The sequence below is a fragment of the Pseudomonas fakonensis genome (assembly GCF_019139895.1).
GTDB lineage: Bacteria > Pseudomonadota > Gammaproteobacteria > Pseudomonadales > Pseudomonadaceae > Aquipseudomonas > Aquipseudomonas fakonensis.
On sequence record NZ_CP077076.1, the window covers coordinates 1,215,908 to 1,239,724 of the forward strand.

At 64.0% G+C, this 23,817-nt stretch carries 23 protein-coding genes; 16 read left to right on the forward strand and 7 right to left on the reverse strand.

The window, feature by feature from the left end:
- The first annotated feature begins 51 nt into the window (after positions 1 to 51).
- Together KSS94_RS05580 and KSS94_RS05585 are read left to right on the forward strand one after the other, a co-directional pair.
- Complete coding sequence (locus KSS94_RS05580) at positions 52 to 306, forward strand: FAD assembly factor SdhE (RefSeq protein ID WP_217842042.1); 255 nt, start codon at positions 52 to 54, stop codon at positions 304 to 306.
- Positions 290 to 748 (forward strand): protein YgfX, encoded by a 459-nt coding sequence (locus KSS94_RS05585; protein ID WP_217842043.1) that lies wholly within the window; start codon positions 290 to 292, stop codon positions 746 to 748. The genes KSS94_RS05580 and KSS94_RS05585 overlap by 17 nt, the downstream gene beginning before the upstream one ends.
- 98 nt (positions 749 to 846) lie before the next feature.
- Here KSS94_RS05585 and nadB read toward each other — a convergent pair whose 3' ends face one another.
- Entirely contained in the window at positions 847 to 2,451 is a 1,605-nt protein-coding gene (gene nadB, locus KSS94_RS05590) for an L-aspartate oxidase (RefSeq protein ID WP_217842044.1), read from the reverse strand.
- Positions 2,452 to 2,888: 437 nt separating this feature from the next.
- Between nadB and rpoE the strand changes: the two genes are divergently transcribed.
- The 10 genes from rpoE (at position 2,889) to pdxJ (ending at position 12,923) form a co-directional block, all read left to right on the forward strand.
- A complete protein-coding gene (gene rpoE, locus KSS94_RS05595; protein WP_008094990.1) occupies positions 2,889 to 3,470 on the forward strand; it encodes an RNA polymerase sigma factor RpoE/AlgU in 582 nt (193 codons plus the stop codon).
- A 31-nt stretch (positions 3,471 to 3,501) separates the two neighbouring features.
- Positions 3,502 to 4,092 (forward strand): sigma-E factor negative regulatory protein, encoded by a 591-nt coding sequence (locus tag KSS94_RS05600; protein WP_217842045.1) that lies wholly within the window; start codon positions 3,502 to 3,504, stop codon positions 4,090 to 4,092.
- A gap of 11 nt (positions 4,093 to 4,103) precedes the next feature.
- A complete protein-coding gene (locus tag KSS94_RS05605; protein WP_217842046.1) occupies positions 4,104 to 5,069 on the forward strand; it encodes a MucB/RseB C-terminal domain-containing protein in 966 nt (321 codons plus the stop codon).
- A 199-nt stretch (positions 5,070 to 5,268) separates the two neighbouring features.
- Positions 5,269 to 6,669, forward strand: a complete 1,401-nt coding sequence (locus tag KSS94_RS05610) for a DegQ family serine endoprotease (protein WP_437180000.1) — start codon at positions 5,269 to 5,271, stop codon at positions 6,667 to 6,669.
- Positions 6,670 to 6,946: 277 nt separating this feature from the next.
- Positions 6,947 to 8,746, forward strand: a complete 1,800-nt coding sequence (gene lepA / locus KSS94_RS05615) for a translation elongation factor 4 (protein ID WP_041166580.1) — start codon at positions 6,947 to 6,949, stop codon at positions 8,744 to 8,746.
- 5 nt (positions 8,747 to 8,751) lie between these two features.
- The gene (lepB, locus tag KSS94_RS05620; RefSeq protein WP_217842048.1) at positions 8,752 to 9,606 is read left to right on the forward strand and encodes a signal peptidase I; all 855 of its coding nucleotides are present in this window, start codon (positions 8,752 to 8,754) and stop codon (positions 9,604 to 9,606) included.
- Between the two features lie 158 nt (positions 9,607 to 9,764).
- Positions 9,765 to 10,454 carry a ribonuclease III gene (rnc, locus tag KSS94_RS05625; RefSeq protein ID WP_217842049.1) on the forward strand — a complete coding sequence of 230 codons (690 nt, stop codon included), beginning with the start codon at positions 9,765 to 9,767 and terminating at the stop codon, positions 10,452 to 10,454.
- Positions 10,447 to 11,349 carry a GTPase Era gene (gene era / locus KSS94_RS05630; protein ID WP_031315023.1) on the forward strand — a complete coding sequence of 301 codons (903 nt, stop codon included), beginning with the start codon at positions 10,447 to 10,449 and terminating at the stop codon, positions 11,347 to 11,349. Before rnc ends, era begins: the two co-directional genes overlap by 8 nt.
- 105 nt (positions 11,350 to 11,454) lie before the next feature.
- Positions 11,455 to 12,138, forward strand: coding sequence for a DNA repair protein RecO (gene recO / locus KSS94_RS05635; protein ID WP_217842050.1), 684 nt, complete (start codon positions 11,455 to 11,457; stop codon positions 12,136 to 12,138).
- A gap of 62 nt (positions 12,139 to 12,200) precedes the next feature.
- Positions 12,201 to 12,923 carry a pyridoxine 5'-phosphate synthase gene (pdxJ, locus tag KSS94_RS05640; protein WP_437180001.1) on the forward strand — a complete coding sequence of 241 codons (723 nt, stop codon included), beginning with the start codon at positions 12,201 to 12,203 and terminating at the stop codon, positions 12,921 to 12,923.
- 67 nt (positions 12,924 to 12,990) lie between these two features.
- Here the strand turns inward: pdxJ and KSS94_RS05645 are convergent, their stop codons facing one another.
- Both KSS94_RS05645 and KSS94_RS05650 read right to left on the reverse strand, forming a co-directional pair.
- Positions 12,991 to 14,376 carry a heavy metal sensor histidine kinase gene (locus KSS94_RS05645; RefSeq protein WP_217842052.1) on the reverse strand — a complete coding sequence of 462 codons (1,386 nt, stop codon included), beginning with the start codon at positions 14,374 to 14,376 and terminating at the stop codon, positions 12,991 to 12,993.
- Positions 14,373 to 15,047, reverse strand: a complete 675-nt coding sequence (locus KSS94_RS05650; RefSeq protein ID WP_217842053.1) for a heavy metal response regulator transcription factor — start codon at positions 15,045 to 15,047, stop codon at positions 14,373 to 14,375. The genes KSS94_RS05645 and KSS94_RS05650 overlap by 4 nt, the downstream gene beginning before the upstream one ends.
- A gap of 258 nt (positions 15,048 to 15,305) precedes the next feature.
- On the opposite strand from KSS94_RS05650, the gene KSS94_RS05655 reads away from it, so the two are divergent.
- Positions 15,306 to 15,512: a hypothetical protein gene (locus KSS94_RS05655; protein WP_217843530.1), complete on the forward strand. Its 207-nt coding sequence runs from the start codon at positions 15,306 to 15,308 to the stop codon at positions 15,510 to 15,512.
- A gap of 125 nt (positions 15,513 to 15,637) precedes the next feature.
- Here KSS94_RS05655 and cmoB read toward each other — a convergent pair whose 3' ends face one another.
- From cmoB to KSS94_RS05670, 3 genes are all read right to left on the reverse strand, one after another.
- Positions 15,638 to 16,594, reverse strand: a complete 957-nt coding sequence (gene cmoB, locus KSS94_RS05660) for a tRNA 5-methoxyuridine(34)/uridine 5-oxyacetic acid(34) synthase CmoB (RefSeq protein WP_217842054.1) — start codon at positions 16,592 to 16,594, stop codon at positions 15,638 to 15,640.
- Entirely contained in the window at positions 16,591 to 17,334 is a 744-nt protein-coding gene (cmoA, locus tag KSS94_RS05665) for a carboxy-S-adenosyl-L-methionine synthase CmoA (protein WP_217842055.1), read from the reverse strand. The genes cmoB and cmoA overlap by 4 nt, the downstream gene beginning before the upstream one ends.
- A gap of 89 nt (positions 17,335 to 17,423) precedes the next feature.
- A complete protein-coding gene (locus KSS94_RS05670; protein WP_217842056.1) occupies positions 17,424 to 17,816 on the reverse strand; it encodes a protease inhibitor I42 family protein in 393 nt (130 codons plus the stop codon).
- Between the two features lie 126 nt (positions 17,817 to 17,942).
- Between KSS94_RS05670 and KSS94_RS05675 the strand changes: the two genes are divergently transcribed.
- From KSS94_RS05675 to KSS94_RS05685, 3 genes are read left to right on the forward strand one after another with little or no spacing between them, the layout of a single operon-like run.
- Positions 17,943 to 19,103 carry an alpha-xenorhabdolysin family binary toxin subunit A gene (locus tag KSS94_RS05675; RefSeq protein WP_217842057.1) on the forward strand — a complete coding sequence of 387 codons (1,161 nt, stop codon included), beginning with the start codon at positions 17,943 to 17,945 and terminating at the stop codon, positions 19,101 to 19,103.
- Between the two features lie 11 nt (positions 19,104 to 19,114).
- Positions 19,115 to 20,107, forward strand: a complete 993-nt coding sequence (locus KSS94_RS05680; protein ID WP_217842058.1) for an alpha-xenorhabdolysin family binary toxin subunit B — start codon at positions 19,115 to 19,117, stop codon at positions 20,105 to 20,107.
- Between the two features lie 60 nt (positions 20,108 to 20,167).
- Complete coding sequence (locus KSS94_RS05685; protein ID WP_217842059.1) at positions 20,168 to 21,313, forward strand: alpha-xenorhabdolysin family binary toxin subunit A; 1,146 nt, start codon at positions 20,168 to 20,170, stop codon at positions 21,311 to 21,313.
- 33 nt (positions 21,314 to 21,346) lie between these two features.
- On the opposite strand, the gene lon is transcribed toward KSS94_RS05685, so the two are convergent.
- Positions 21,347 to 23,770, reverse strand: coding sequence for an endopeptidase La (lon, locus tag KSS94_RS05690; RefSeq protein WP_217842060.1), 2,424 nt, complete (start codon positions 23,768 to 23,770; stop codon positions 21,347 to 21,349).
- Positions 23,771 to 23,817 lie beyond the last annotated feature (47 nt).

Below are 23,817 nucleotides of genomic sequence, written 5' to 3' on the forward strand. Positions count from 1 at the left end.
GTCGCTTCGTTCGCTGCGCGGTATACTGCGCGACCATTCGAGGAGGGCCCCATGGTCGAACAAACTGAACTCAACCGGCTTTTCTGGCACAGCCGCCGCGGCATGCTGGAACTCGACGTGCTGCTGGTGCCTTTCACCCAGGAGGTCTACCCGACCCTGAGCGAAGAAGACCGCGAGCTGTACCGTCGCCTGCTGACCTGCGAAGACCAGGACATGTTCGGCTGGTTCATGGAGCGCAACGAGTCGGAAGACGCCGAGCTGCAGCGCATGGTTCGCATCATCCTGGACCGTGTCCAGCCCAAGTGACCGCTTCGAATGCCGTTGGCAGGGCTCACGCCTGCTGCTGACGGCCTATGTCGCAAGTTGGGTGGCGGCAATCGTCACCCTAGCGGTCATCTCCATCCCTATCTGGCTGCGCCTGCTGTTGCTGGCGGTTTGCCTTGCCCACGCCTGTTGGGCCATCCCCCATCGAATCCTGCTGACACACCCAAGTGCGATAACCGGGTTGCGCCGGGACGCGCGCGGCTGGCAGCTGTTCAGCCAGGCGCAGGGCTGGCAGCCAGTGCGCCTGTGCCGGGACAGCGTGGCGTTGCCGGGGCTGGTGGTGCTGAGGTTCGTGCGCCAGGGGCGCTGGTGGGCGCAAGGGCAGTGCGTGATGCGGGATGCGCTGGAGCACGAGCAGCACAGGCGGCTGCGGGTGAGGTTGAAGTTCAGCCGGCGGCGCTGGGCTGAGGTTTCCGGGAAGTAGCCTGGGTTGCAGGTGAGCTTCTGTAGGAGCCGGCTTGCCGGCGATCACCGGCAACGCCGGTGCCAGCCGACCTGGCCCTATCGCCGGCAAGGCGGCTCTTACAGTGGGCTGAGAACGGTATCCACCGCCTCGGGCAGCATCCCCGGGTAATCCAGGGTGTAGTGCAATCCGCGGCTCTCCTTGCGCTGCATTGCCGAACGGATCATCAGCTCGGCCACCTGGGCCAGGTTGCGCAGCTCGATCAAGTCGCGGCTGACTTTATAGTTGCTGTAGAACTCGTCGATCTCGTCCAGCAGCATGCGCACCCGGTGCTCGGCGCGTTGCAGGCGCTTGCTGGTGCGCACGATACCCACGTAGTCCCACATGAACCGGCGCAGCTCATCCCAATTGTGCGCGATGATCACGTCCTCGTCCGAGTCGGTGACCTGGCTTGCATCCCAGCAGGGCAGGGCGCGGGGCATGCTGACCTGGTCCAGGTGCGCCTCGATGTCGGCTGCGGCGGCGCGGCCGTAGACGAAGCATTCGAGCAGCGAGTTGCTGGCCATGCGGTTGGCGCCGTGCAGGCCGGTGCAGCTGGTTTCGCCAATGGCGTACAGGCCGGGCACGTCGGTATGGCCGCGGTCGTCGACCATCACCCCGCCGCAGGTGTAGTGGGCGGCCGGCACCACCGGGATGGGCTGGCGGGTGATGTCGATGCCAAAGCCCAGGCAACGCTCATACACCGTGGGGAAGTGGCTCTTGATGAAGTCGGCCGGCTTGTGGGTGATGTCCAGGTATACGCAGTCCACGCCCAGGCGTTTCATTTCGTGGTCGATGGCGCGGGCGACGATGTCCCGCGGGGCCAGCTCTTCGCGCGGGTCGAAGCGCGGCATGAAACGCTCGCCGTTGGGCAGGCGCAGCAGGGCGCCTTCGCCGCGCAGGGCTTCGGTGATCAGGAAACTCTTGGCCTGCGGGTGGTACAGGCAGGTGGGGTGGAACTGGTTGAACTCAAGGTTGGCCACCCGGCAGCCAGCGCGCCAGGCCATGGCGATGCCGTCGCCGCAGGCGCCGTCGGGGTTGCTGGTATAAAGGTAGACCTTGGCCGCGCCGCCGGTCGCCAGCACGGTGAAGCGCGCGCCAAAGGTGTCGACTTCGCCGCTGTTGCGGTCCAGCACGTAGGCGCCCAGGCAGCGCTCGCCGGCAAGGCCCAGGCGCCGCTCGGTGATCAGGTCGACCGCCACGCGTTGTTCCAGCAGCTGGATGTTGGGGCGCTTGCGGGCCTGCTCCAGCAGGGTGGTGAAGATCGCCGCCCCTGTGGCGTCGGCGGCATGGATGATGCGCCGGTGGCTATGGCCGCCCTCGCGGGTGAGGTGGAACTCGAAGCCGCCGTCATCGACGCTGTAGTGCTCGTCACGGGTGAACGGCACGCCTTGCTCGATCAGCCATTGGATGGCTTCGCGGCTGTGCTCGACGGTGAACCGCACGGCGTCTTCGTCGCACAGGCCGCCGCCGGCGTTGAGAGTGTCTTCGACATGGGATTGTACGGTGTCGGTGTCGTCTAGCACCGCCGCAACGCCGCCCTGGGCCCAGAAGGTCGAACCGTTGGCCAGGTCGCCCTTGCTCAGCACGGCGATGCGCAGGTGGTCGGGAAGGTTGAGTGCCAGGCTCAGGCCAGCGGCACCGCTGCCGATCACCAGGACATCATGTTGGAATTGTTGGCTCATGTCGGGGCACTAGTAATCTTTGGAGGGGGCGCGGCACAATAGTCGAGCGCAGATGGCATTGTGAAACTATCGTGAAATCGGGCCGGGATGCCTTTATAGCAGCCATAGGTGCCTGATTTCCAATGGCGCTTGCGTGCCGCTGGTGATCTTCTTGGGAACTTTCCTACACCCGCGGAAATCCTAAGAAGGCTGCCCGCACGCCACATTTTGCCGCGGCGACGCAGGGCGGCAGCTCTATCTTGGGCTGGCACCTGTGTAACGAAACCTGATTATCGACGCAGCCGGCCGTGACCGCGCTGCGACTTTCGTGCGAGCCGACCAAGGGCCGCAGGAAACTTGCTTGGGAGGGGAGAACTTTTGCGCAAAGCCCGAGTCTATGGTTGCAAGCCTGAACGATGGCAATCGCAACGCTCCTTCGAGCTTACTGAGGAGTGTTCATGCTAACCCAGGAAGAGGATCAGCAGCTTGTCGAGCGCGTGCAGCGCGGCGACAGGCGAGCGTTCGATCTGTTGGTGCTGAAGTATCAGCACAAGATTCTCGGGTTGATCGTGCGTTTCGTACACGACACCCATGAGGCGCAGGACGTGGCGCAGGAAGCCTTCATCAAGGCTTACCGGGCGCTCGGGAATTTCCGCGGTGACAGTGCTTTTTATACCTGGCTGTACCGCATCGCCATCAACACGGCGAAGAACTATCTGGTGTCCCGTGGAAGACGGCCGCCAGACAGCGATGTGAGCTCCGAGGATGCGGAGTTTTACGACGGCGATCATGGTCTCAAGGATCTCGAGTCCCCAGAACGCTCGTTGTTGCGGGATGAAATCGAAGGCACTGTCCATCGCACCATCCAGCAACTGCCGGAAGATTTGCGTACGGCCCTGACGCTGCGCGAGTTCGATGGTCTGAGTTACGAGGACATTGCCAGTGTCATGCAATGCCCGGTGGGTACCGTGCGCTCTCGAATCTTCCGCGCTCGGGAGGCCATAGATAAAGCCCTGCAACCTCTGTTGCAGGACACCTGAGACAGCGGCGACAGCCAAGAGAGGAACCGCCATGAGTCGTGAAGCTTTGCAGGAATCGCTGTCCGCGGTAATGGATAACGAAGCGGACGAACTGGAACTGCGTCGGGTATTGAATGCCGTCGACGATGCCGAAACCCGTGCCACCTGGTCGCGTTACCAGGTAGCCCGTGCAGCCATGCACAAGGAACTGCTGCTGCCCAAGCTGGATATTGCCTCGGCAGTATCTGCGGCGCTGGCCGACGAGGCCGTGCCGGCCAAGGTCAAGCAGGGCCCGTGGCGCAGCATCGGCCGCCTGGCCGTGGCCGCTTCGGTGACCGTTGCCGTACTGGCGGGTGTGCGTTTCTACAACCAGGACGAAATCAGCGGTGCCGAACTTGCTGCCCAGCAGCCCGTGCAGCAAGGCCTGAGCGTGCCACAGGCACAAGGCCCGGCCGTACTGGCAGGCTATAGTGAAGGCAGCGAGCAGGCGCCAGGCCCGATGGCCAACGGCGTGCTGCAGAACCAGGCCGGTTGGGACAAGCGTCTGCCGGACTACCTGCGCCAGCACGCTCAGGAATCAGCGCTCAAGGGCACTGAAACCGCCTTGCCTTACGCTCGCGCCGCCAGCCTGGAAAACCGCTAGTAAGGAGGATCATGCGCGCGCTCCCTCTCCTGTCGCTGCTGCTTGGCAGCAGCCTGGCAGTGCAGGCCCTGGCTGCCAACTCCTCGCCCGAGGCGAGTGAGTGGCTGAACAAGCTGGCCCGGGCCGAACAAGCGCAGAGCTACCAGGGTTCGTTCGTCTACGAACGCAATGGCAGCTTTTCCAGCCACGATATCTGGCATCGCGTCCAGGCCGGCAAGGTCAGCGAGCGGCTGTTGCAGCTCGACGGCGCGGCGCAGGAAATCGTGCGTGTGGATGGCGAGGTGCAATGCGTCAGCGGCGCCTTGGTCAGCGGAGTGGGCACCCCGCCCGATTCGGCCGCGCGCGTGCTCGACCCCCTCAAGCTGATGAGCTGGTACGACCTGAGCGTCGCGGGCAAGTCCCGCGTCGCCGGGCGTGATGCGGTGATTGTCACCCTGCGCCCGCGCGACCAGCACCGCTACGCCTTCGAATTGCACCTGGATCGCCAGACCGGCCTGCCGCTGCGCTCGTTGATGCTCAACGACAAGGGCCAGTTGCTCGAGCGCTTCCAGATGACCCGCCTGGACACCGACGCCACCCTCACCGATGCCGATTTGGCCGGCAGCGCCGCGTGCAAACCGGTCGAGCGGGTGGCGGCCACCACTGCCGAAGCCGTTGCCGGTTGGCGCTCCGACTGGCTGCCGCCGGGTTTCGAGCTGATCAACAGCAGCGTACGGCGTGACCCCGAGCGCAAGAGCACGGTCAGCAGCCTGATGTACGACGATGGCCTGGCGCGTTTCTCGGTGTTCCTCGAGCCTGTCAGCGAAGGGGCGGGCACTGACACCCGCGCCCAGCTTGGCCCCACCGTCGCGGTTTCGCGCCACCTCACTACGCCCAAGGGCAAGGTCATGGTCACCGTGGTCGGCGAGATCCCACTGGGTACTGCCGAGCGCGTGGCACTGTCGATGCGGGCCCAGGATGCCCAGGCCAGTCAATGACGGTGGCCTTGCTGACAGCTTCTGTTACACAGTGCTGACATGAAATTAACGCATTGTCATTTGCAATCCAGCCGCAAATTTTCTATAGGTCAGGCTTCTCGGAGTCTGGCCTTTCCTGCGTTTGCAGGGCCTTACTGCTAACTACGCTCGTTGTGACGGGAGCCGTATGTCAATACCACGCTTGAAAACCTACCTATCGATGTTCGCCGCCGTGCTGATGCTCGGCCAGGTGCTCGCCGCCCAGGCCGAGGAGTCGCTGCCCGACTTCACTACCCTGGTCGAGCAGGCCTCGCCGGCGGTGGTCAACATCAGTACCAAGCAGAAACTGCCGGACCGCCGCGTCGCCGCCGGGCAGATGCCCGACCTCGAAGGCCTGCCGCCGATGTTCCGCGAATTCTTCGAGCGCAACATGCCGCAGCAGCCGCGTTCGCCCCGTGGCGACCGCCAGCGCGAGGCCCAGTCGCTGGGCTCGGGCTTCATCATTTCCAGCGATGGTTACGTGCTGACCAACAACCACGTGGTTGCCGATGCCGACGAGATCATCGTGCGCCTGTCCGACCGCAGCGAGCTGCAAGCCAAGCTGGTGGGCACCGACCCGCGCACCGACGTGGCCCTGCTCAAGGTCGAGGGCAAGAACCTGCCGACCGTCAAGCTGGGCGACTCCGAGAAGCTCAAGGTAGGTGAGTGGGTGCTGGCCATCGGTTCGCCGTTCGGCTTCGACCATTCGGTGACCAAGGGTATCGTCAGCGCCAAGGGCCGCACCCTGCCCAATGACACCTACGTACCGTTCATCCAGACCGACGTGGCCATCAACCCGGGTAACTCTGGTGGCCCGCTGTTCAACATGAAGGGCGAGGTGGTGGGTATCAACTCGCAGATATTCACCCGTTCCGGCGGCTTCATGGGCCTGTCCTTCGCCATCCCGATCGACGTGGCCATCGACGTCTCCAACCAGTTGAAGAAAGACGGCAAGGTCAGCCGCGGCTGGCTGGGCGTGGTCATTCAGGAGGTCAACAAGGACCTCGCCGAGTCCTTCGGCCTGGATAAGCCGGCCGGTGCGCTGGTAGCCCAGGTGTTGGAGAACGGCCCGGCTGCCAAGGGTGGCCTGCAGGTGGGTGACGTGATCCTGAGCATGAACGGCCAGCCGATCGTCATGTCGGCCGACCTGCCGCATCTGGTCGGCAGCCTGAAAGACGGCGCGGTGGCCAAGCTTGAGATCATCCGCAACGGCAAGCGCCAGAACCTCGACGTGACCGTCGGCGCCCTGCCGGATGATGATGCCGACATCGGCACCGGTGGCGAAGGCAGTGCCGAGCGCAGCAGCAACCGCCTGGGCGTTTCCGTGGCTGACCTCAGCGCCGAGCAGAAGAAGTCGCTTGAGCTCAAGGGCGGCGTGGTCATCAAGGAAGTGCAGGACGGCCCGGCGGCGCTGATCGGCCTGCGCCCGGGTGATGTCATCAGCCACCTGAACAACCAGGCCATCGGCTCGGCCAAGGAATTCACCGAAATTGCCAAGGGCCTGCCGAAGAACCGTTCGGTGTCGATGCGCGTGCTGCGTCAGGGCCGTGCCAGTTTCATCACCTTCAAGTTGGCTGAATAAGCTGATCGCAAGGTAGGAAAAGGGCAGCTTCGGCTGCCCTTTTACGTAGCAGTCAATATTACAAAGCTCTACGGGGGGGGGGGGCGGGCTTGCGCCGCCATGAAGCCTGATCAGGCAGTGCGGGAGGCTGATCGGGCCTCATCGCGGGGCAAGCCCGCTCCCACAAGGGGTGTAGAGCAGCCGATAGAGGAATCTCCCATATCCCTGCGGCTTGAGGTACAATTCCCGGCTATTTTTCGGCGGGCGTCCGGCTCGCAGCCTTTTCGAGTGTTGACCCGTGAGTGATTTGAGTCATATCCGCAATTTCTCCATCATCGCCCACATCGACCATGGCAAGTCGACGCTGGCCGACCGTTTCATCCAGATGTGCGGTGGCCTGTCGGCGCGCGAAATGGAAGCCCAGGTCCTCGACTCCATGGACCTGGAGCGCGAGCGCGGGATCACCATCAAGGCCCACAGCGTCACCCTGCACTACAAGGCGCAGGACGGCAAAACCTACCAGCTGAACTTCATCGATACCCCTGGCCACGTCGACTTCACCTATGAAGTTTCGCGTTCGCTGGCGGCGTGCGAAGGTGCCTTGCTGGTGGTCGACGCAGGCCAGGGCGTCGAAGCCCAGTCGGTAGCCAACTGCTACACCGCCATCGAGCAGGGCCTGGAAGTCATGCCGGTGCTGAACAAGATGGACCTGCCCCAGGCCGACCCGGACCGCGTCAAGGACGAGATCGAGAAGATCATCGGCATCGACGCCACCGACGCCGTGGCCTGCAGCGCCAAGAGCGGCATGGGCGTGGACGAGGTGCTCGAGCGCCTGGTGCACACCATCCCCGCCCCTGAAGGCGAAATCGACGCGCCGTTGCAGGCGCTGATCATCGACTCCTGGTTCGACAACTACCTGGGCGTGGTCTCGCTGGTGCGTGTGCGCCATGGCCGCGTCAAGAAAGGTGACAAGATCCTGGTCAAGTCCACCGGCAAGGTGCACCTGGTCGACAGCGTCGGCGTGTTCACCCCGAAACACACGCAAACCGCCGACCTGAAAGCCGGTGAAGTGGGCTTCATCATCGCCAGCATCAAGGACATTCACGGCGCGCCGGTAGGTGACACCCTGACCCTGTCCTCGACCCCTGAGGTCGAAGTGCTGGCTGGTTTCAAGAAGATTCAGCCGCAGGTATACGCCGGCCTGTTCCCGGTCAGCTCCGACGACTTCGAAGACTTCCGCGACGCCCTGCAAAAGCTGACGCTCAACGACTCGTCGCTGCAGTACATGCCGGAAAGCTCCGATGCACTGGGCTTCGGCTTCCGTTGCGGCTTCCTCGGCATGCTGCACATGGAGATCATCCAGGAGCGCCTGGAGCGCGAATACGACCTGGACCTGATCACCACCGCACCAAGCGTAATCTACGAGCTGGAGCTGAAAACCGGCGAAACCATCGTCGTCGACAACCCGTCGAAGCTGCCGGACGTCTCGTCGGTCACCGATTTCCGCGAGCCGATCGTCACCGCCACCATCCTGGTTCCGCAGGAACACCTGGGCAACGTCATCACCCTGTGTATCGAAAAACGCGGCGTGCAGCGTGACATGCAATTCCTCGGCAGCCAGGTGCAAGTGCGCTATGACATGCCGATGAACGAGGTGGTGCTGGACTTCTTCGACCGCCTCAAGTCCACCAGCCGCGGCTACGCTTCGCTGGACTATCATTTCGATCGCTACCAATCGGCCAACCTGGTCAAGCTGGACGTGCTGATCAACGGTGACAAGGTCGATGCCCTGGCACTGATCGTGCACCGTGACAATGCCGCCTACAAAGGCCGCGCGTTGACCGAGAAGATGAAGGAACTGATCCCTCGCCAGATGTTCGACGTGGCGATCCAGGCAGCCATCGGCGGCCAGATCATCGCGCGGACAACCGTCAAGGCGCTCAGAAAGAACGTACTGGCCAAATGCTACGGTGGCGACGTCAGCCGTAAGAAAAAGCTGCTCGAGAAGCAGAAAGCCGGTAAGAAACGCATGAAACAGGTGGGTAACGTGGAGATTCCACAGGAAGCCTTCCTCGCCGTGCTCAGGTTGGATAGCTAGGTCCTATGTCGCTAAATTTCCCGCTGTTGCTCGTCATTGCCGTAGCCGTCTGTGGCCTGTTGGGCCTGATCGACCTGCTGTTCCTGGCCCCGCGCCGGCGGGCGGCGATCGCCACCTACCAGGGCAGCGTCACCCAGCCAGAAATGGCCGTGGTGGAGCGGCTGAACAAGGAACCGTTGCTGGTGGAGTACGGCAAGTCGTTCTTCCCGGTACTGTTCATCGTGCTGGTGCTGCGCTCGTTCCTGGTCGAGCCGTTCCAGATTCCTTCGGGGTCGATGAAACCGACCCTCGAAGTGGGCGACTTCATCCTGGTGAACAAGTTCTCCTACGGCATTCGCCTGCCGGTGATCGACAAGAAGGTCATCGAAGTAGGTGACCCGCAGCGCGGCGATGTGATGGTGTTCCGCTACCCGAGCGACCCGAACGTCAACTACATCAAGCGTGTGGTCGGCCTGCCGGGCGACCAGATCAGCTACACCAACGACAAGCGCCTGTTCGTCAACGGCCAGCCGGTCGCTGAACAGCTGGTCGGCAGCGAGCCGGGTACCTTGGGCAGCGCTCAGCTGTACAAGGAGAAACTGGGCGAGGCCGAGCACCTGATCCGCAAGGAAATGACCCGTTACCGCATGCCGCCGGACCAGCAATGGACCGTGCCGGCCGGGCATTACTTCATGATGGGCGACAACCGCGACAACTCCAACGACAGCCGCTACTGGGATGACCCCAACATTCCAAAAGAACTGCACGGCATGGTTCCGGACCGCAACATCGTCGGCAAGGCCTTCGCCGTGTGGATGAGCTGGCCGGAACCGAAACTGAGCCACTTGCCGAACCTGTCGCGGGTCGGCCTGATCCACTGAGCATCGACGGCGCTGTCTGCGGACAGCGCCGATTGCATTTCTGACATAGGCTTGTGTTCTCAAGGACAGAGTTCTCGCCGTTTGCACGACGAGCACAGCCAAACCGTCTTTCAGGATGTTGATTTGAATAACCCGTTGAACACCGCTGGAGTGGCCCGATGAGCGCCTCTCTCGACCGCCTGGAGCGCAAGCTCGGCTACACCTTCAAGAACCAGGACCTGATGCTGCTGGCCCTGACTCACCGCAGCTATGCCGGGCGCAACAACGAGCGCCTGGAGTTCCTCGGTGATGCCATTCTCAACTTCGTGGTCGGCGAAGCGCTGTTCGAGCGCTTCCCCCAGGCCCGCGAAGGCCAGCTGTCGCGCCTGCGTGCACGCCTGGTCAAGGGCGAGACCCTGGCCCGTCTGGCCCGTGGCTTCGATTTGGGTGAATACCTGCGCCTGGGTTCGGGCGAACTCAAGAGCGGCGGTTTTCGCCGTGAGTCGATTCTCGCCGATGCCCTCGAGGGCCTGATTGGCGCGATCTACCAGGACGCCGACATGCAGACCGCCCGCGAGCGGATCCTGGCCTGGCTGACCGACGAGTTCGAAGGCCTGACCCTGGTGGACACCAACAAGGACCCGAAAACCCGCCTGCAGGAGTTCCTGCAGTCCCGCGCCTGCGAACTGCCACGCTACGAAGTGGTGGACATCCAGGGCGAACCGCACTGCCGGACCTTCTTCGTCGAATGCGAAGTGGTGCTGCTGAACAACAAGAGCCGTGGCCAGGGCGTGAGCCGGCGTATCGCCGAGCAGGTCGCCGCCGCCGCTGCATTGATCGCCCTGGGCGTGGAGAATGGCAATGACTGAGAACACTTCGACCCGCTGTGGCTATGTAGCCATCGTCGGTCGCCCGAACGTGGGCAAGTCCACGCTGCTCAACCACATCCTCGGGCAAAAGCTTGCGATCACCTCGCGCAAGCCGCAGACCACCCGCCACAACATGCTCGGCATCAAGACCGAGGGTGACGTGCAGGCGATCTACGTCGACACCCCTGGCATGCACAAGGCCAACGACAAGGCCCTGAACCGCTACATGAACCGCAACGCCTCGGCGGCGCTCAAAGACGTCGATGTGGTGATCTTCGTGGTCGACCGCACCAAGTGGACCGACGAGGACCAACTGGTGCTGGAGCGTGTGCAGTACGTCACCGGCCCGCTGATCATCGCGGTCAACAAGACCGACCGCATGGAAGAGAAGGCCGAGTTGATCCCGCACCTGCAGTGGCTGCAGGAGCAACTGCCCAACGCCGAAGTGATGCCGATTTCCGCGCAGCAGGGGCATAACCTCGAGGCGCTGGAAGCGCAGATCGCCAAGCACCTGCCGGAAAACGACCACTTCTTCCCCGAAGACCAGATCACCGACCGCAGCAGCCGCTTCCTGGCCGCCGAACTGGTGCGCGAGAAGATCATGCGCCAGCTGGGTGCGGAGCTGCCGTACCAGATCACCGTGGAAATCGAGGAGTTCAAGCAGCAGGGCCATGTGCTGCACATCCATGCGCTGATCCTGGTGGAACGCGACGGCCAGAAGAAGATCATCATTGGCGACAAGGGCGAGCGCATCAAGCGCATCGGCTCCGAGGCGCGCAAGGACATGGAAGTGCTGTTCGACTCCAAGGTCATGCTCAACCTGTGGGTCAAGGTCAAGGGCGGCTGGTCCGACGACGAACGCGCCCTGCGTTCGCTGGGTTACGGCGACCTGTAACCGTCAGGCTTGCCCCGTATCTCTTGTGGGAGCGGGCTTGCCCCGCGATGGCCATCGCGGGGCAAGCCCGCTCCCACAAGCATTTCTGGCATCGAGTGATCCCCCATGGACCAACCCACCCCGCAACCCGCCTACGTGCTGCACAGCCGCGCCTACAAGGAAACCAGCGCGCTGGTGGACTTCCTCACCCCCCAGGGGCGAGTGCGCGCGGTGCTGCGCCGGGCCCGCGGCAAGGGTGGCAGCCTGGTGCGCCCGTTCGTGCCGCTGGAGGTGGAGCTGCGCGGGCGCGGCGAACTGAAGAATGTCGGGCGCCTGGACAGCAGCGGCATCGCGGCCTGGTTGCATGGCGATGCGCTGTTCAGCGGGTTGTACCTCAACGAACTGCTGATGCGCCTGCTGCCCGCCGAAGCGCCGCACCCGGCGCTGTTCGAGCATTACACCCTCACGCTGCAGGCGCTGGCCGCCGGCCGCCCGCTGGAGCCTTTGCTGCGCTCGTTCGAATGGCGTCTGCTGGACGAACTGGGCTATGCCTTCGCCTTGGACCACGACGCCAACGGCCTGCCGGTGGCCGACGAAGGGCTTTACCGCTTGCAGGTGGACGCAGGCCTTGAGCGCGTCGAGCTGTTCCAGCCCGGCCTGTTCAAGGGCACCGAGCTGTTGGCCCTGGCCCAGGCTCAGTGGGAGGCGCCCGGCGCCTTGCTGGCTGCCAAGCGCCTGATGCGCCAGGCCCTGGCCGTGCACCTGGGGCCCAAGCCGCTGGTCAGCCGGGAACTGTTTCGCAAGCGTTGATCAGCACGTATGCTGTCGGCCTCAACCCTCAGGAGTGCCCCTTCGTGACTCACAGCAACCGCATGCTTCTTGGCGTCAACATCGACCACGTGGCGACCCTGCGCCAGGCCCGGGGCACGCGTTACCCAGACCCGGTCAAGGCCGCGCTGGACGCCGAGGAAGCGGGTGCCGACGGCATCACCGTGCACCTGCGCGAAGACCGCCGGCATATCCAGGAGCGTGACGTGGTGCTGCTCAAGGACGTGCTGCAGACCCGCATGAACTTCGAGATGGGCGTCACCGAGGAAATGATGGCGTTCGCCGAGAAGATCCGCCCGGCGCACATTTGCCTGGTGCCGGAAACCCGCCAGGAGTTGACCACCGAAGGTGGCCTGGATGTGGCCGGCCAGGAAGCACGCATCAAGGCTGCAGTGGAGCGCCTGGCGCGCACCGGCGCCGAGGTGTCGCTGTTCATCGACGCCGACGAACGGCAGATCGAGGCCTCGCGTCGTGTCGGAGCCCCGGCCATCGAACTGCACACCGGTCGCTACGCCGATGCCCAAACGCCAACCGACGTGGCCGATGAGCTGCAGCGCATCAAGGATGGCGTGGCCTTCGGCGTCGGCCAGGGCCTGATCGTCAACGCCGGCCACGGCCTGCACTACCACAACGTCGAGGCGGTGGCGGCGATCAAGGGCATCAACGAGCTGAACATCGGCCACGCCCTGGTAGCCCATGCGCTGTTCGTCGGCTTCAAGGCCGCAGTGGCCGAAATGAAGGCGCTGATCGTCGCGGCTTCGCGGTAATTCGTCCATCGCGGGGCAAGCCCGCTCCCACGCAGCTGCGTGGGAGCGGGCTTGCCCCGCGATGCCTTTACAGCGCCCCGAACACCAAGGTAAACCGCGTCGGCCCGCAAGCCGGACTGCTCACCTCGACCCGCCCGCCATGCAACTGCATGATCGACTTCACGATCGCCAGCCCCAACCCGGTACCGCCTTCCAGCCTTGAACGCCCGGCCCCGGCCCTATAGAAACGTTCGAACAGGTGCGGCAGGTGCGCCTCACCGATACCCGGCCCGCTGTTCTCTACCCAGATGGCCACCTCGTTCGCCAGGCGCTCGATCCCCACCGCCACCGGCTGCCCCGCCGGCCCATGGCGTATGGCATTGCTCAGCAGGTTCGACAGCGCTCGCTGGAACATCAGCCGGTCGGCCATGGCGGTACCCCAGCCGTGCATGTGAAGTGAAATATCCTTGAGCTCGGCGCTGTAGGCGAACAACTCGCTGACCCGCGACACTTCATCGGCCAGCGCCAGCGGCACCAGGTTCAGCTGGCTCTGCGGCTGGCTCACCTGGGCGAGGAACAGCATGTCGTTGATGATGCGGCTGAGCCGGGTCAGTTCCTCGACACTGTCTTCGAGCGCTTCGCGGTACTTGTCGCCATCACGTTCCCGGGCCAGGGTCACCTGGGCCTGGCCCATCAGGTTGCCGATGGGCGTGCGCAGTTCATGGGCCAGGTCATCGGAAAACTGCGACAGCTGGCTGACGCCCTGGTCCAGGCGGTCGAGCATGACGTTGATGGCCCGGGCCAACTCGGCAAGTTCTTCCGGCAGGCCGTCCTGGGGCAGGCGGTGGCCCAGGTCCTGGGCCGACACCTGCCCGGCAATGCGCCGGAAGTGGCGCAGCGGGCGCAAGCCGCGCTGTACCAGCTTCCAGGCGACCATGCCGATCAGCAGCAACAGCAGCGGCAGGGCCAGCAGGGTCGAGTGCAGGTACGCTTCGAGCAACGCGTTGTCGTCGCCGCGCTCCAGCGACATCAGCACTTTCACCGGGGTGTCGTCGCGCAGGCGCATCAGGCGGCTGGCGGTAAGAATCTGCCTGCCTTCGGCGTCGCGCCATTCGTGGAAGGCCAGCCGGTTGTCGGCCTCAAGCGCCAGCAGGTGCTGCGATTGCAGCGCCGGGCCCAGGCTCAGCAGGGCAGGGTGGCGGCCAGCTACGGCGAGCACGCTCAGGCTGAGGTTATCGTGGCCCATCACCAGGTCGAGCAGCGGGTGGGCGCGGGCGCCGAGGTCGTCGCTGCGCAGGTCTACCCGCAGGTTGTGCTCCACCTGCTGCATCTTGCGGGTCAAATCCTTGCGTGCACGGCTGTCCAGTTCGTGGTCCAGGGCAAACACCGCCAGGCACGCCAGCAGCAGCACCAACGCGGCCCCCAGCAGGGTGACGGTGAGGCCCAGGCGCAGCGACAGGGTGTTGCGCTTCACACCCGTGCCTCGAGCACGTAGCCCACGCCGCGCAGGGTATGGATCAGCTTGTCTTCGAACGGGTCGTCGATTTTCGCCCGCAGGCGGCGGATCGACACCTCCACTACGTTGGTATCGCAATCGAAGTTCATGTCCCACACCAGCGAGATGATCTGGGTACGTGACAGCACCTCGCCGCTCTGGCGCATCAACAGGTGGAGCAGGGCGAACTCCTTGGCGGTCAGGTCGATGCGCTGGCCGCCGCGAAAGGCCCGGTGCCGGCCAGGGTCGAGCTCCAGGTCGGCGACTTTCAGCGTGCTCGGTTGCAGGCGCTGGTCGTTGCGCCGCAGCAGGCTGCGGATACGTGCCAGCAGTTCGGGAAATTCGAAAGGCTTGAGCAGGTAGTCGTCGGCGCCCAGGTCCAGGCCCTTGACCCGGTCGGCCAGGCGACCGTGGGCGGTGAGCATCATGATCCGCGTGGCGGATTCGGCGCGCAGGCGCTGCAGTACGCCCCAGCCGTCCAGTTCAGGCAGGTTGACGTCGAGGATCACCAGGTCGTAGGGCTGCTGGCGGGCCAGGTGCAGGCCATCGGTGCCGGTGTGGGCGCAGTCCACCACGTAGCCGTTTTCGCGCAGGCCTTGCTGCAGGTAGTCGGCGGTACGGGGTTCGTCCTCGATGATCAGTAGGCGCATGGTCGGGCTCGTTGGTGGAAAGGGTGGCGATTCTCGACCCTGTAGCGGGATCAGGGTCAAGCGCCGGGGATGTTACGGGATGCAAGCGGGGAAGCGGCGGGGATAACGGATTTGTAATGTTCGGGTCATGTGCCGGACAGGCCTGGCCTTGTTGCAGGGCATCCTTGCCTTGCAAGACTGTAATCCTCGCCTCACCTTGGCGTTAGCTGCCCCTTGCCAAGATGGTCCGGTCGAAACGGTTATCACGAGGCAAGCATGATGAACCCGAGCAAATACCTGCTGCTGGCGATTCTCGCCCTGGGCAGCACCAGCGTTTTCGCCGAGGGTGGCGCGGAGCGCTCGAAACAGTTCTGGCAGGCGTTCCGCGAGGACCAGGTGCGCCTGCATGGTGATGACAATCAGCAAGTGCTGGCTGAGCGCGAGCGCAAGGCCGAGGAAAAGGCCCGCGAGGTGGCCAAGGACTGAACGGTCTGAGTGTGGTGTATTACCTGTAGGAGCTGGCTTGCCAGCGATGGGGCTTGGCCTGGGTAAAAAGGCTGATGGCCCTATCGCCGGCAAGCCGGCTCCTACAGGGGAGGCGCGTGCCTGGGTTACTTGCGTGCCAGCAAGGTCGCCCGGCGCGGCGCCGGCAGGCCTTCGACGGTCTTGCCGTGGTCGTTGGGGTCGAGGAAATCGCCCAGCGACTGGTAGCGCATCCATTCGGTGCTGCGCTGCTCCTCGACGCTGGTGACGCTGACGTCGACGCAGCGCACATCGCTGAACCCGGCCCGGCGCAACCAGCGCTCCAGCGCCGGTACCGATGGTAGATACCAGACGTTGCGCATCTGCGCGTAGCGGTCCTCGGGCACCAGCACCTGGTTTTCGTCGCCTTCGATCACCAGGGTTTCCAGCACCAGCTCACCGCCCTTGACCAGGCAGTCCTTGAGCGCCAGCAGGTGCTCGATGGGCGAGCGGCGGTGGTAGAACACCCCCATCGAGAACACCGTGTCGAAGCCCTCCAGGTTGGCTGGCAGGTCTTCCAGGGCGAACGGCAGGTGCCAGGCCGCAAGCTCCGGCAGGTACTGCTGCACCGCCTGAAACTGGCAGAAGAACAGCCAGTTCGGGTCGACGCCGATGACCATGTCGGCGCCGGCACCGAGCATGCGCCACTGGTAGTAACCGTTGCCGCAGCCGACATCCAGTACGCGTTTGCCCTTGAGGTCCAGGTGCGGGCCGACCCGCGACCATTTCCAGTCCGAGCGCCATTCGGTGTCGACATGCACGCCAAATAGATCGAACGGGCCTTTGCGCCATGGCGACAGCCCCATCAGCGCCTCGCGCACCTGAGCGCGGGTGGCGTCATCGCAAACGCAGTCCAGGCGCAGGCCATCGGCCAGGTCGACCTCGCTGGGCGCCAGCTTCGGCAGGGCCTCAAGCGCGCCGCGCCAGCGGTCCAGGTCGCCGTGGCCCTTGTCCATCTTGGCGTCGAGTTGTGCCTGCAGGCCTTGGGACCAGGTGGCAAGGGGCGTGCCCGCCAGGCGGCGGACGAGGGGGGACAGATCGATCATGGCAGGGCTATCAGCGAGGCGAAATTCAGGCATTGGAACCACGGCACGACCTTGCTGAAACCAGCGGCCAGCAGGCGTTGCTCGTGGGTTTGCAGGGTGTCGGGCTTCATCACGTGCTCGATGGCGCTGCGTTTCTGGGCGATTTCCAGTTCGCTGTAGCCATTGGCCCGCTTGAAGTCCAGGTGCAGTTCGTTGAGCAACAGTTGCTGCTCTTCATCCTCGAAGCGCAGCTTTTCCGAAAGAATCAGCGCGCCGCCCGGCAGCAGGGCCTGGCGAATGCACCCGAGCAGCTCCAGGCGTTGCTCGGGTGCGATGAACTGCAGGGTGAAGTTCATCGCCACCACCGAGGCCGGCTGCAGCGCCAAGGTCAGGATATCGGCTTCGAGCACCTGTACCGGCAGCAGTTCCTGGAACATCGAGTCCTGGGCGGTGAGGTACTGGCGGCAGCGCTCGACCATGGCCGCAGAGTTGTCCACTGCGATCACCTGGCAGCCGTCGGCACGCACATGCCGGCGCAGCGCCTGGGTCACCGCGCCCAGAGAGGCGCCCAGGTCGTACAGCGCGGTATTGGGCTGGGCGAAGCGCGCAGCCAGCACGCCGAGGTTCTCGACAATGGTGGGGTAGCCGGGCACCGAGCGCTTGATCATGTCCGGGAACACCTGCACCACGGCCTCGTTGAAGACGAAGTCGGGCACCTGTTCCAGGGGCTGGGCGAATAGGCGGTCGGGTTCTTTGCTCACAGTGGGTCCAGGCGGCTTGCAATCCAGAGGGGGCGCATTCTAGCCAAACCCTGGCCTGCTTGCATGACTGGCTGACCGGCGCAGGCGCCTCACTTCACTCGCACAGCGCAGTCGAAGGTCTGCACCGGGCGTACCTCCGGGGCCCAGGGCTGTTGGTAAACCAGCACCAGGTGGCCTTCACCAGCGGCCTTGGCCTCAAAGCGCCAGGTGGAAATACCGGCGCTGCCGACGATGCCGGCCTCTTCCGGGGCGCTGTATACCTCGGGGCCGAGGCTGCGCAGGATGTTCGAGGCCGGGTTCTGTACCAGCCAGCGGTAGCCGGTGCTGGGGTTGCTTGGCAGGCTCAGGGTCATCCCCTGGCCGACCTGCAGGCGTTGCGGGCATTCGCTTTCGGCGTCCAGTTCGACATTGCGTTGCGGCTGTTGCGCGCAGGCGCCCAACAGCGCCAGGCCAAGCAGGAACAGTACACGGTAGTAGGGCATGGTGGCTCCGGTTCGGGGGCGAAATATCAGCGGGGCAGGAATACCTGCCTGCTGCTGTTGGGGATGCTGGATGCCTTAGGTTGCTGCTCCCGAGCCTGTTCAGGCTTGAATCAAGGGAGCAGGACCATGAATGCAAACAAGGCTGATTATGATCAGCTGCAACAGGACGCTGCAATCGTGCCGGGCAAGCTGGTGCAGGCCATGGCCGAACGCGACGGTGAGGGCGAGGGCGGTTTGACCCTCAGCCGCGAGCACATCATCACCATCAACCGTTATGTCAACTTCGTCTTTGCATTGCCCGCCACCCCCGACAACCTGCAGCGTTGGCTGGGCTACAGGGATATCGACGAGCCAGAGCTCAAACCGGCTGCGTGGGGCAAGCTGTTCGCCGACCTGCGCACCCATGCGCGCAGTTGGGCGCCGCTCTCGGACAGCAGCAAGCGCCTGTCCAGCCAGCTGGCGGCGACCGCCAACTCGATCGGTAGTGCAGGCGAGGCGATCGTCGAGCTGACCGCCGAGGTCCTCAAGCTGAACAAGCAGAGCGAATGGCGGGACGTCGCTTTGCGTGCCCCGCTGCCGTTGGGGACCAGCGACCGCGAGTCGGTGTCGATGCTGGTCGAGTACATGCAGTTTCTCAATGAAGATGTACGCGCTTATGCCGCCCAGGTTACTGCCGTGCAGAAGCAAACCGAAATGTTTCGCGATACGGCCCGCTTCAAGTTGATTCCTGCGGTCAAGACCAAGGGCCAGGCTGTCGAGCGCAAACAGAGCGATGGTGAGGTCGAGCGCCTGCGCAGCCAGCTGGCAGAGCTGGACGCCGAAATCGAAGCGCTGAACAAGGAGTATGACCAGTACGTCAAGATGGCGCTGAGCGGGCTGGCGGCCGGGGTGATCGGCGCAGTGATCACCGGGGGCATTTATGGCAGCAAGGCCGAGAAGGTACGCAAGGAGCGCAAGGCGCGCCAGGCTGAGCGGCGTGCGGTTGGCGAGCAACTGCGCGTGCGGGTCAACCTGGAGGGGCGCATGGAGGTGCTGGCCACCTTCATCAACGAACTCGATACCCGCCTTCAGGATGTGGTGACGTCGGCGTCCCACCTGCAAACAGCCTGGGGCATCGTTGGCGCATATATCGACACTTCGATCTCACGTCTCGAACGTATCGACAACACCCAACGGCTGGCGATTTTCGGCCTGCATTTCAAGCAGTTTCTCAGCCAGTGGGCCGCCATCGAGAAAACCACCCTGCAACTGACCCGCATCTTCGACGAAGCCGCCTCGGCGCAATAAGGTGTAAGAACATGAACGACAACGTCACTTACCTGCAGCCCTCCGATGTGCCGCAAATGCAGCGCATCCTTGCCACGAACCAGGCATTCACCTCGGCGTGGCAGAAGGGCACGTTTAAATTTGCGCCACTGCTTCAAGAAGGCCTTGAGCGGAACATGAAGCTGTTCGACGGCTGCCGCCGGCAATTGGCGGGCAATGCCCAGCGCCTGGTGGCGGAACTTGCCAGTGATCCTCTGGCCGACATCCTTGATGCCCTTGGCGAGGACGATGATGCAGAGCTGATCGGCCTTGCCGCAGAGACGCGTGAGACTGTCGTATCGCTATTGGGCCGTCTGCTGGCCCACCTGGCAAGCGAGCGCCAGGCACTTGTTGCATTGCCGGTACTGGATGGGGAGTCGAACAAGCAGCGGCTACTGAAACAGCAGCAAGCGACCGCTGCCACCGAGCGCCAACTGGCCGAGGAACACGGGCGTGAGGCCGCCAAGGCCGAAAGCGTGCTCAAGGCCATTGCCACCCTGGAAGCCAATGGCCTGCAAACGCGCTTCGACGGTGTCGTGCCTTCGCTTGCCGACTTGCAGAAGCTGGCGGCCCCCGGCGGTGAGGCGAAGATCACGGCCGAGGCTATTACCCAGGCCGTGGAACAGCTCAGGGTCGTGCTGGGTGATCTGATCGAAGGCATGCGCTACCAGCAGCTGCAACGTGAGCGCCGTGCGCTGCAGGAGCGTGTCAACGGCCTGGCTCGACAACTGCGCGAGTTGGCTCGGGCGCAGGCCGAGCTCAAGGCTAACCTGGCGGCGCTGGACGACTTGCCACGGCTGTTTGCGCTGCGTGCAGAGTGGGACAGCGAGATCAATGCCCTGCGCCATTCGTTGCAAGGCCGGCAGACGCAGATCGTCAGCCATGCAATGGCCAGTGCCAGTGACATCGCCTCGCTGGCGCAGGCGTTTGCGCTGCTGCTCGGCTTCCTTCGCAGCCTGCTCGAACAGGACCGTCGAGGGTTCTGAGAGCCTGGCACCGTCTGCCGGAGGCGTTGGCGGACGGTGCCTTCCATCTGGAGTATTCGAATGAACCCAAGACAATTGCATTACGACGTCCAGCAAGCCAAGGCGGTCGTGCTGCCTGGCGCGCTGATAGAGGCCATGGACGCACGAGAGGGCGCAGACCAGGCGGGCCTGCTGGTCACCCGGCCGGCCCTGCAGGCGCTCGATGCCTACCGCGCAAGTGTGCAGCATATGCCGTCTGATGTTGCTCAAGCCATGGAGTGGCTGGGGTACGAGCATATCAGCGAGCCCGAGCTGACGCCCGAGCGCATGCTGTTGCTGTTCCAGCAGTTGCGGGTACACGGTAACGCCTGGACGGCCTTGCGCGTGCAATGCCAGCAGGTCACCGTCGGGCTGCAACGGCATGCAGCCAGCATCGAGGCGCAAGGGAGCAAAGTGGTGGCATTGGGCGCTCGTACCCGTGCCCTGGGCGCCAACCAGGGAAGCTGGGAAAGTCTGCAACTCGCGCCGCCTGCCGCGCTCGATACCCATGACCTGCAGCTGCTTGCTGCCATGGGCGGCGAATTGGTGCGATTGCACGGGCTTGTGGATGATTATGACCAGCAGGTCGACACCTTGCGCATTGGCCTGCAGACCTTTCGCGATACCGCCCGCGAGCGCTTGGTGCCGTCCATTGTCGAGAAATGCCGGGCGGCAAGGCGCTTTGCCGGCTCGCCAGAGGCTGAAAACCTGAGCTGGGAACTAGGGATGCTCAATGAGGATATCAAGGCGGCAGAGCGCGACTATCAGCGTTACTCGAAGCAGTCATCTGCCGGCTGGGTTGGTGGCCCGTTCGGGTTTCTGATCAGCAGTTCGATTTATGGCAGCAAGGCCAAGGAGGCTCGCGCCGAGCAGAGGAGGCTTGAGCAACGTCACCGGCAGCTCAGCCAGCGCCTGACGCAGCACCGGCGGGTCGAGGGACGGGTCAACCAGCTCGACAGCGAGATGAAACTACTGCAAACCGAGCTGTGGGATGCGGTGCTTGCCAGCGGCCACTTGCATACCGCCTGGCAGACCATCGAGGCCTATCTGGAGAGTGCCATGGAACGCCTGCAACGCATGAATACCCGCCAGCAACTGGCGACATTCATGTTCCACTTCAGGCAGTTCCTGAGCCAGTGGGGGACCATCGGTGAGCATGCCAGGGGCATGAGCAAGGTGTTTGAATAGGGCGGGCCCTGCCGGCCCGCCTGTTCTGTTGTTTCAGTTGAACAGTACCTTCGCCACATCTGCATAGCGTTTGGCGAAGTGCACGGTCAGGCCTTCCTTCAGGTACGCCGGCAATTCGGCGAAATCGCCACGGTTGGGTTCCGGCAGGATCAGCTCGAAAATCTTCTGCCGGCGGGCGGCAATGACCTTCTCACGCACCCCGCCAATCGGCAACACCTGCCCGGTAAGTGTCAGCTCGCCGGTCATGGCCACGCCTTTTTTCGGGGCCTGGTCACGGGCCAGCGACAGCAGGGCGCTGGCCATGGTCACGCCAGCGCTGGGGCCGTCCTTGGGCGTGGCGCCTTCGGGTACGTGCAGGTGGATGAACGCCTCGTTGAAATAGCCCGCTTCGCCGCCGAAGGCTTTCAGGTTCGAGCTGATGTAGCTGTAGGCGATCTCGGCCGACTCCTTCATTACATCACCCAACTGGCCGGTGAGCTTCAAGCCGCGGTTGAGGGTGTGAATGCGTGTGGCCTCGATCGGCAAGGTGGCGCCGCCCATGCTGGTCCAGGCAAGGCCGGTGATCACGCCCTTGCCGGCCAGCACCTGCTCGCTGCGGAACACCGGCATGCCGAGGGCGGCCTCCAGGTCCTTGTTGGCGATCTTCAGTTTTGCATCCGGGTCGTCCAGCAGCTTGACCACGGCCTTGCGCACCAGCTTGCCCAGCTGTTTTTCCAGCTGGCGCACGCCGGCCTCGCGGGCGTAGCCCTCGATCACCGTGCGCAGGGCGCTGTCGCTGATGCCCAGGCTGCTTTTTGACACGCCGGCCTTGTCCAGCTGCTTGGGCCACAGGTGGCGCTTGGCGATGGCGAGCTTCTCTTCGGTGATGTAGCCGGACAGGCGGATCACTTCCATACGGTCGAGCAGGGGGCCGGGGATCGAGTCCAGAGTGTTGGCGGTACACACGAACAACACCTTGGACAGGTCCAGGCGCAGGTCCAGGTAATGGTCGAGGAAGTCGACGTTCTGCTCGGGGTCGAGGGTTTCGAGCAGCGCCGAGGCCGGGTCGCCCTGGTAGCTCTGGCCCATCTTGTCGATCTCGTCGAGCATGATCACCGGGTTCATCACCTCGACTTCCTTCAGCGCCTGCACCAGCTTGCCGGGCTGGGCGCCGATGTAGGTGCGTCGGTGGCCCTTGATTTCGGCCTCGTCGCGCATGCCGCCGACGCTGAAGCGGTAGAACGGCCGGCCGAGCGACTCGGCGATGGACTTGCCGATGCTGGTCTTGCCCACCCCGGGCGGGCCCACCAGCAGCACGATGGAGCCGCTGATCTCGCCCTTCCAGGCGCCCACGGCGAGAAATTCGAGGATGCGCTCCTTGATGTCGTCGAGCCCGGCATGGTGGCGGTCGAGCACCTTGCGCGCGTGCGCAAGGTCGAGCTTGTCGGCGCCATACACGCCCCAGGGCAGGGCGGTGGCCCATTCCAGGTAATTGCGGGTGACGGCGTATTCGGGCGAACCGGTTTCGAGGATGCCCAGCTTGCCCATTTCTTCGTCGATGCGCTTTTTCGCCTGCTCGGGCAGGGTCTTGCCTTCCAGGCGCTGCTGGAACTGTTCAAGGTCGGCGCTGCGGTCGTCCTTGGTCAGGCCCAGCTCCTGCTGGATCACCTTGAGCTGTTCCTTGAGGAAAAACTCGCGCTGGTGTTCGCCGATCTGCCGGTTCACCTCGGCGGAGATTTCGTTTTGCAGGCGGGCGACCTCGACCTCCTTGCGCAGCATCGGCAGCACTTTTTCCATGCGCTTGAGCATGGGCACGCAGTCGAGTACTTCCTGCAACTGGTTGCCGGTGGCGGAGGTCAGGGCGGCAGCGAAGTCGGTCAGCGGCGACGGGTCGTTGGGGCTGAAGCGGTTGAGGTAGTTCTTCAGCTCCTCGCTGTACAGCGGGTTGAGCGGCAGCAGCTCCTTGATCGCGTTGATCAGGGCCATGCCGTAGGCCTTGACCTCGTCGGTGGGCTCGGCCGGCTGGCGCGGGTACTCCACTTCCACCAGGTAGGGCGGGCGGTGGTGCTTGAGCCAGGTGCGAATGCGTACCCGGCTCAAGCCCTGGGCGACGAACTGCAGCTTGCCGCCTTCGCGGCTGGCATGGTGCACCTTCACCAGGGTGCCGTACTCGGGCAGCGCCTTGGTGTCGAAGTGGCGGTGGTCTTCCGGCGGGGTATCCATGAAGAACAGCGCCAGGCTGTGGTGCTCGGACTTGGCCACCAGGTCCAGGGTTTCGGCCCAGGGTTCCTCGTTGACGATCACCGGCAGCACCTGCGCGGGGAAGAACGGGCGGTTGTGGATCGGGATCACGTAGACCTTGTCCGGCAGTTGCTGGCCGGGCAGGGCGAGGTGGTGGCCGGTGCTGGCGGCTTTATCGAGGTGTTCGACTTCGCTGTGTTCGTCGGGATGTTCCGGGAAATCCTGCTGGTCGCTCATGGGGCACCTGCTTGAATGGCTATGGGTGCTTAGATGGGGAGCGGCGC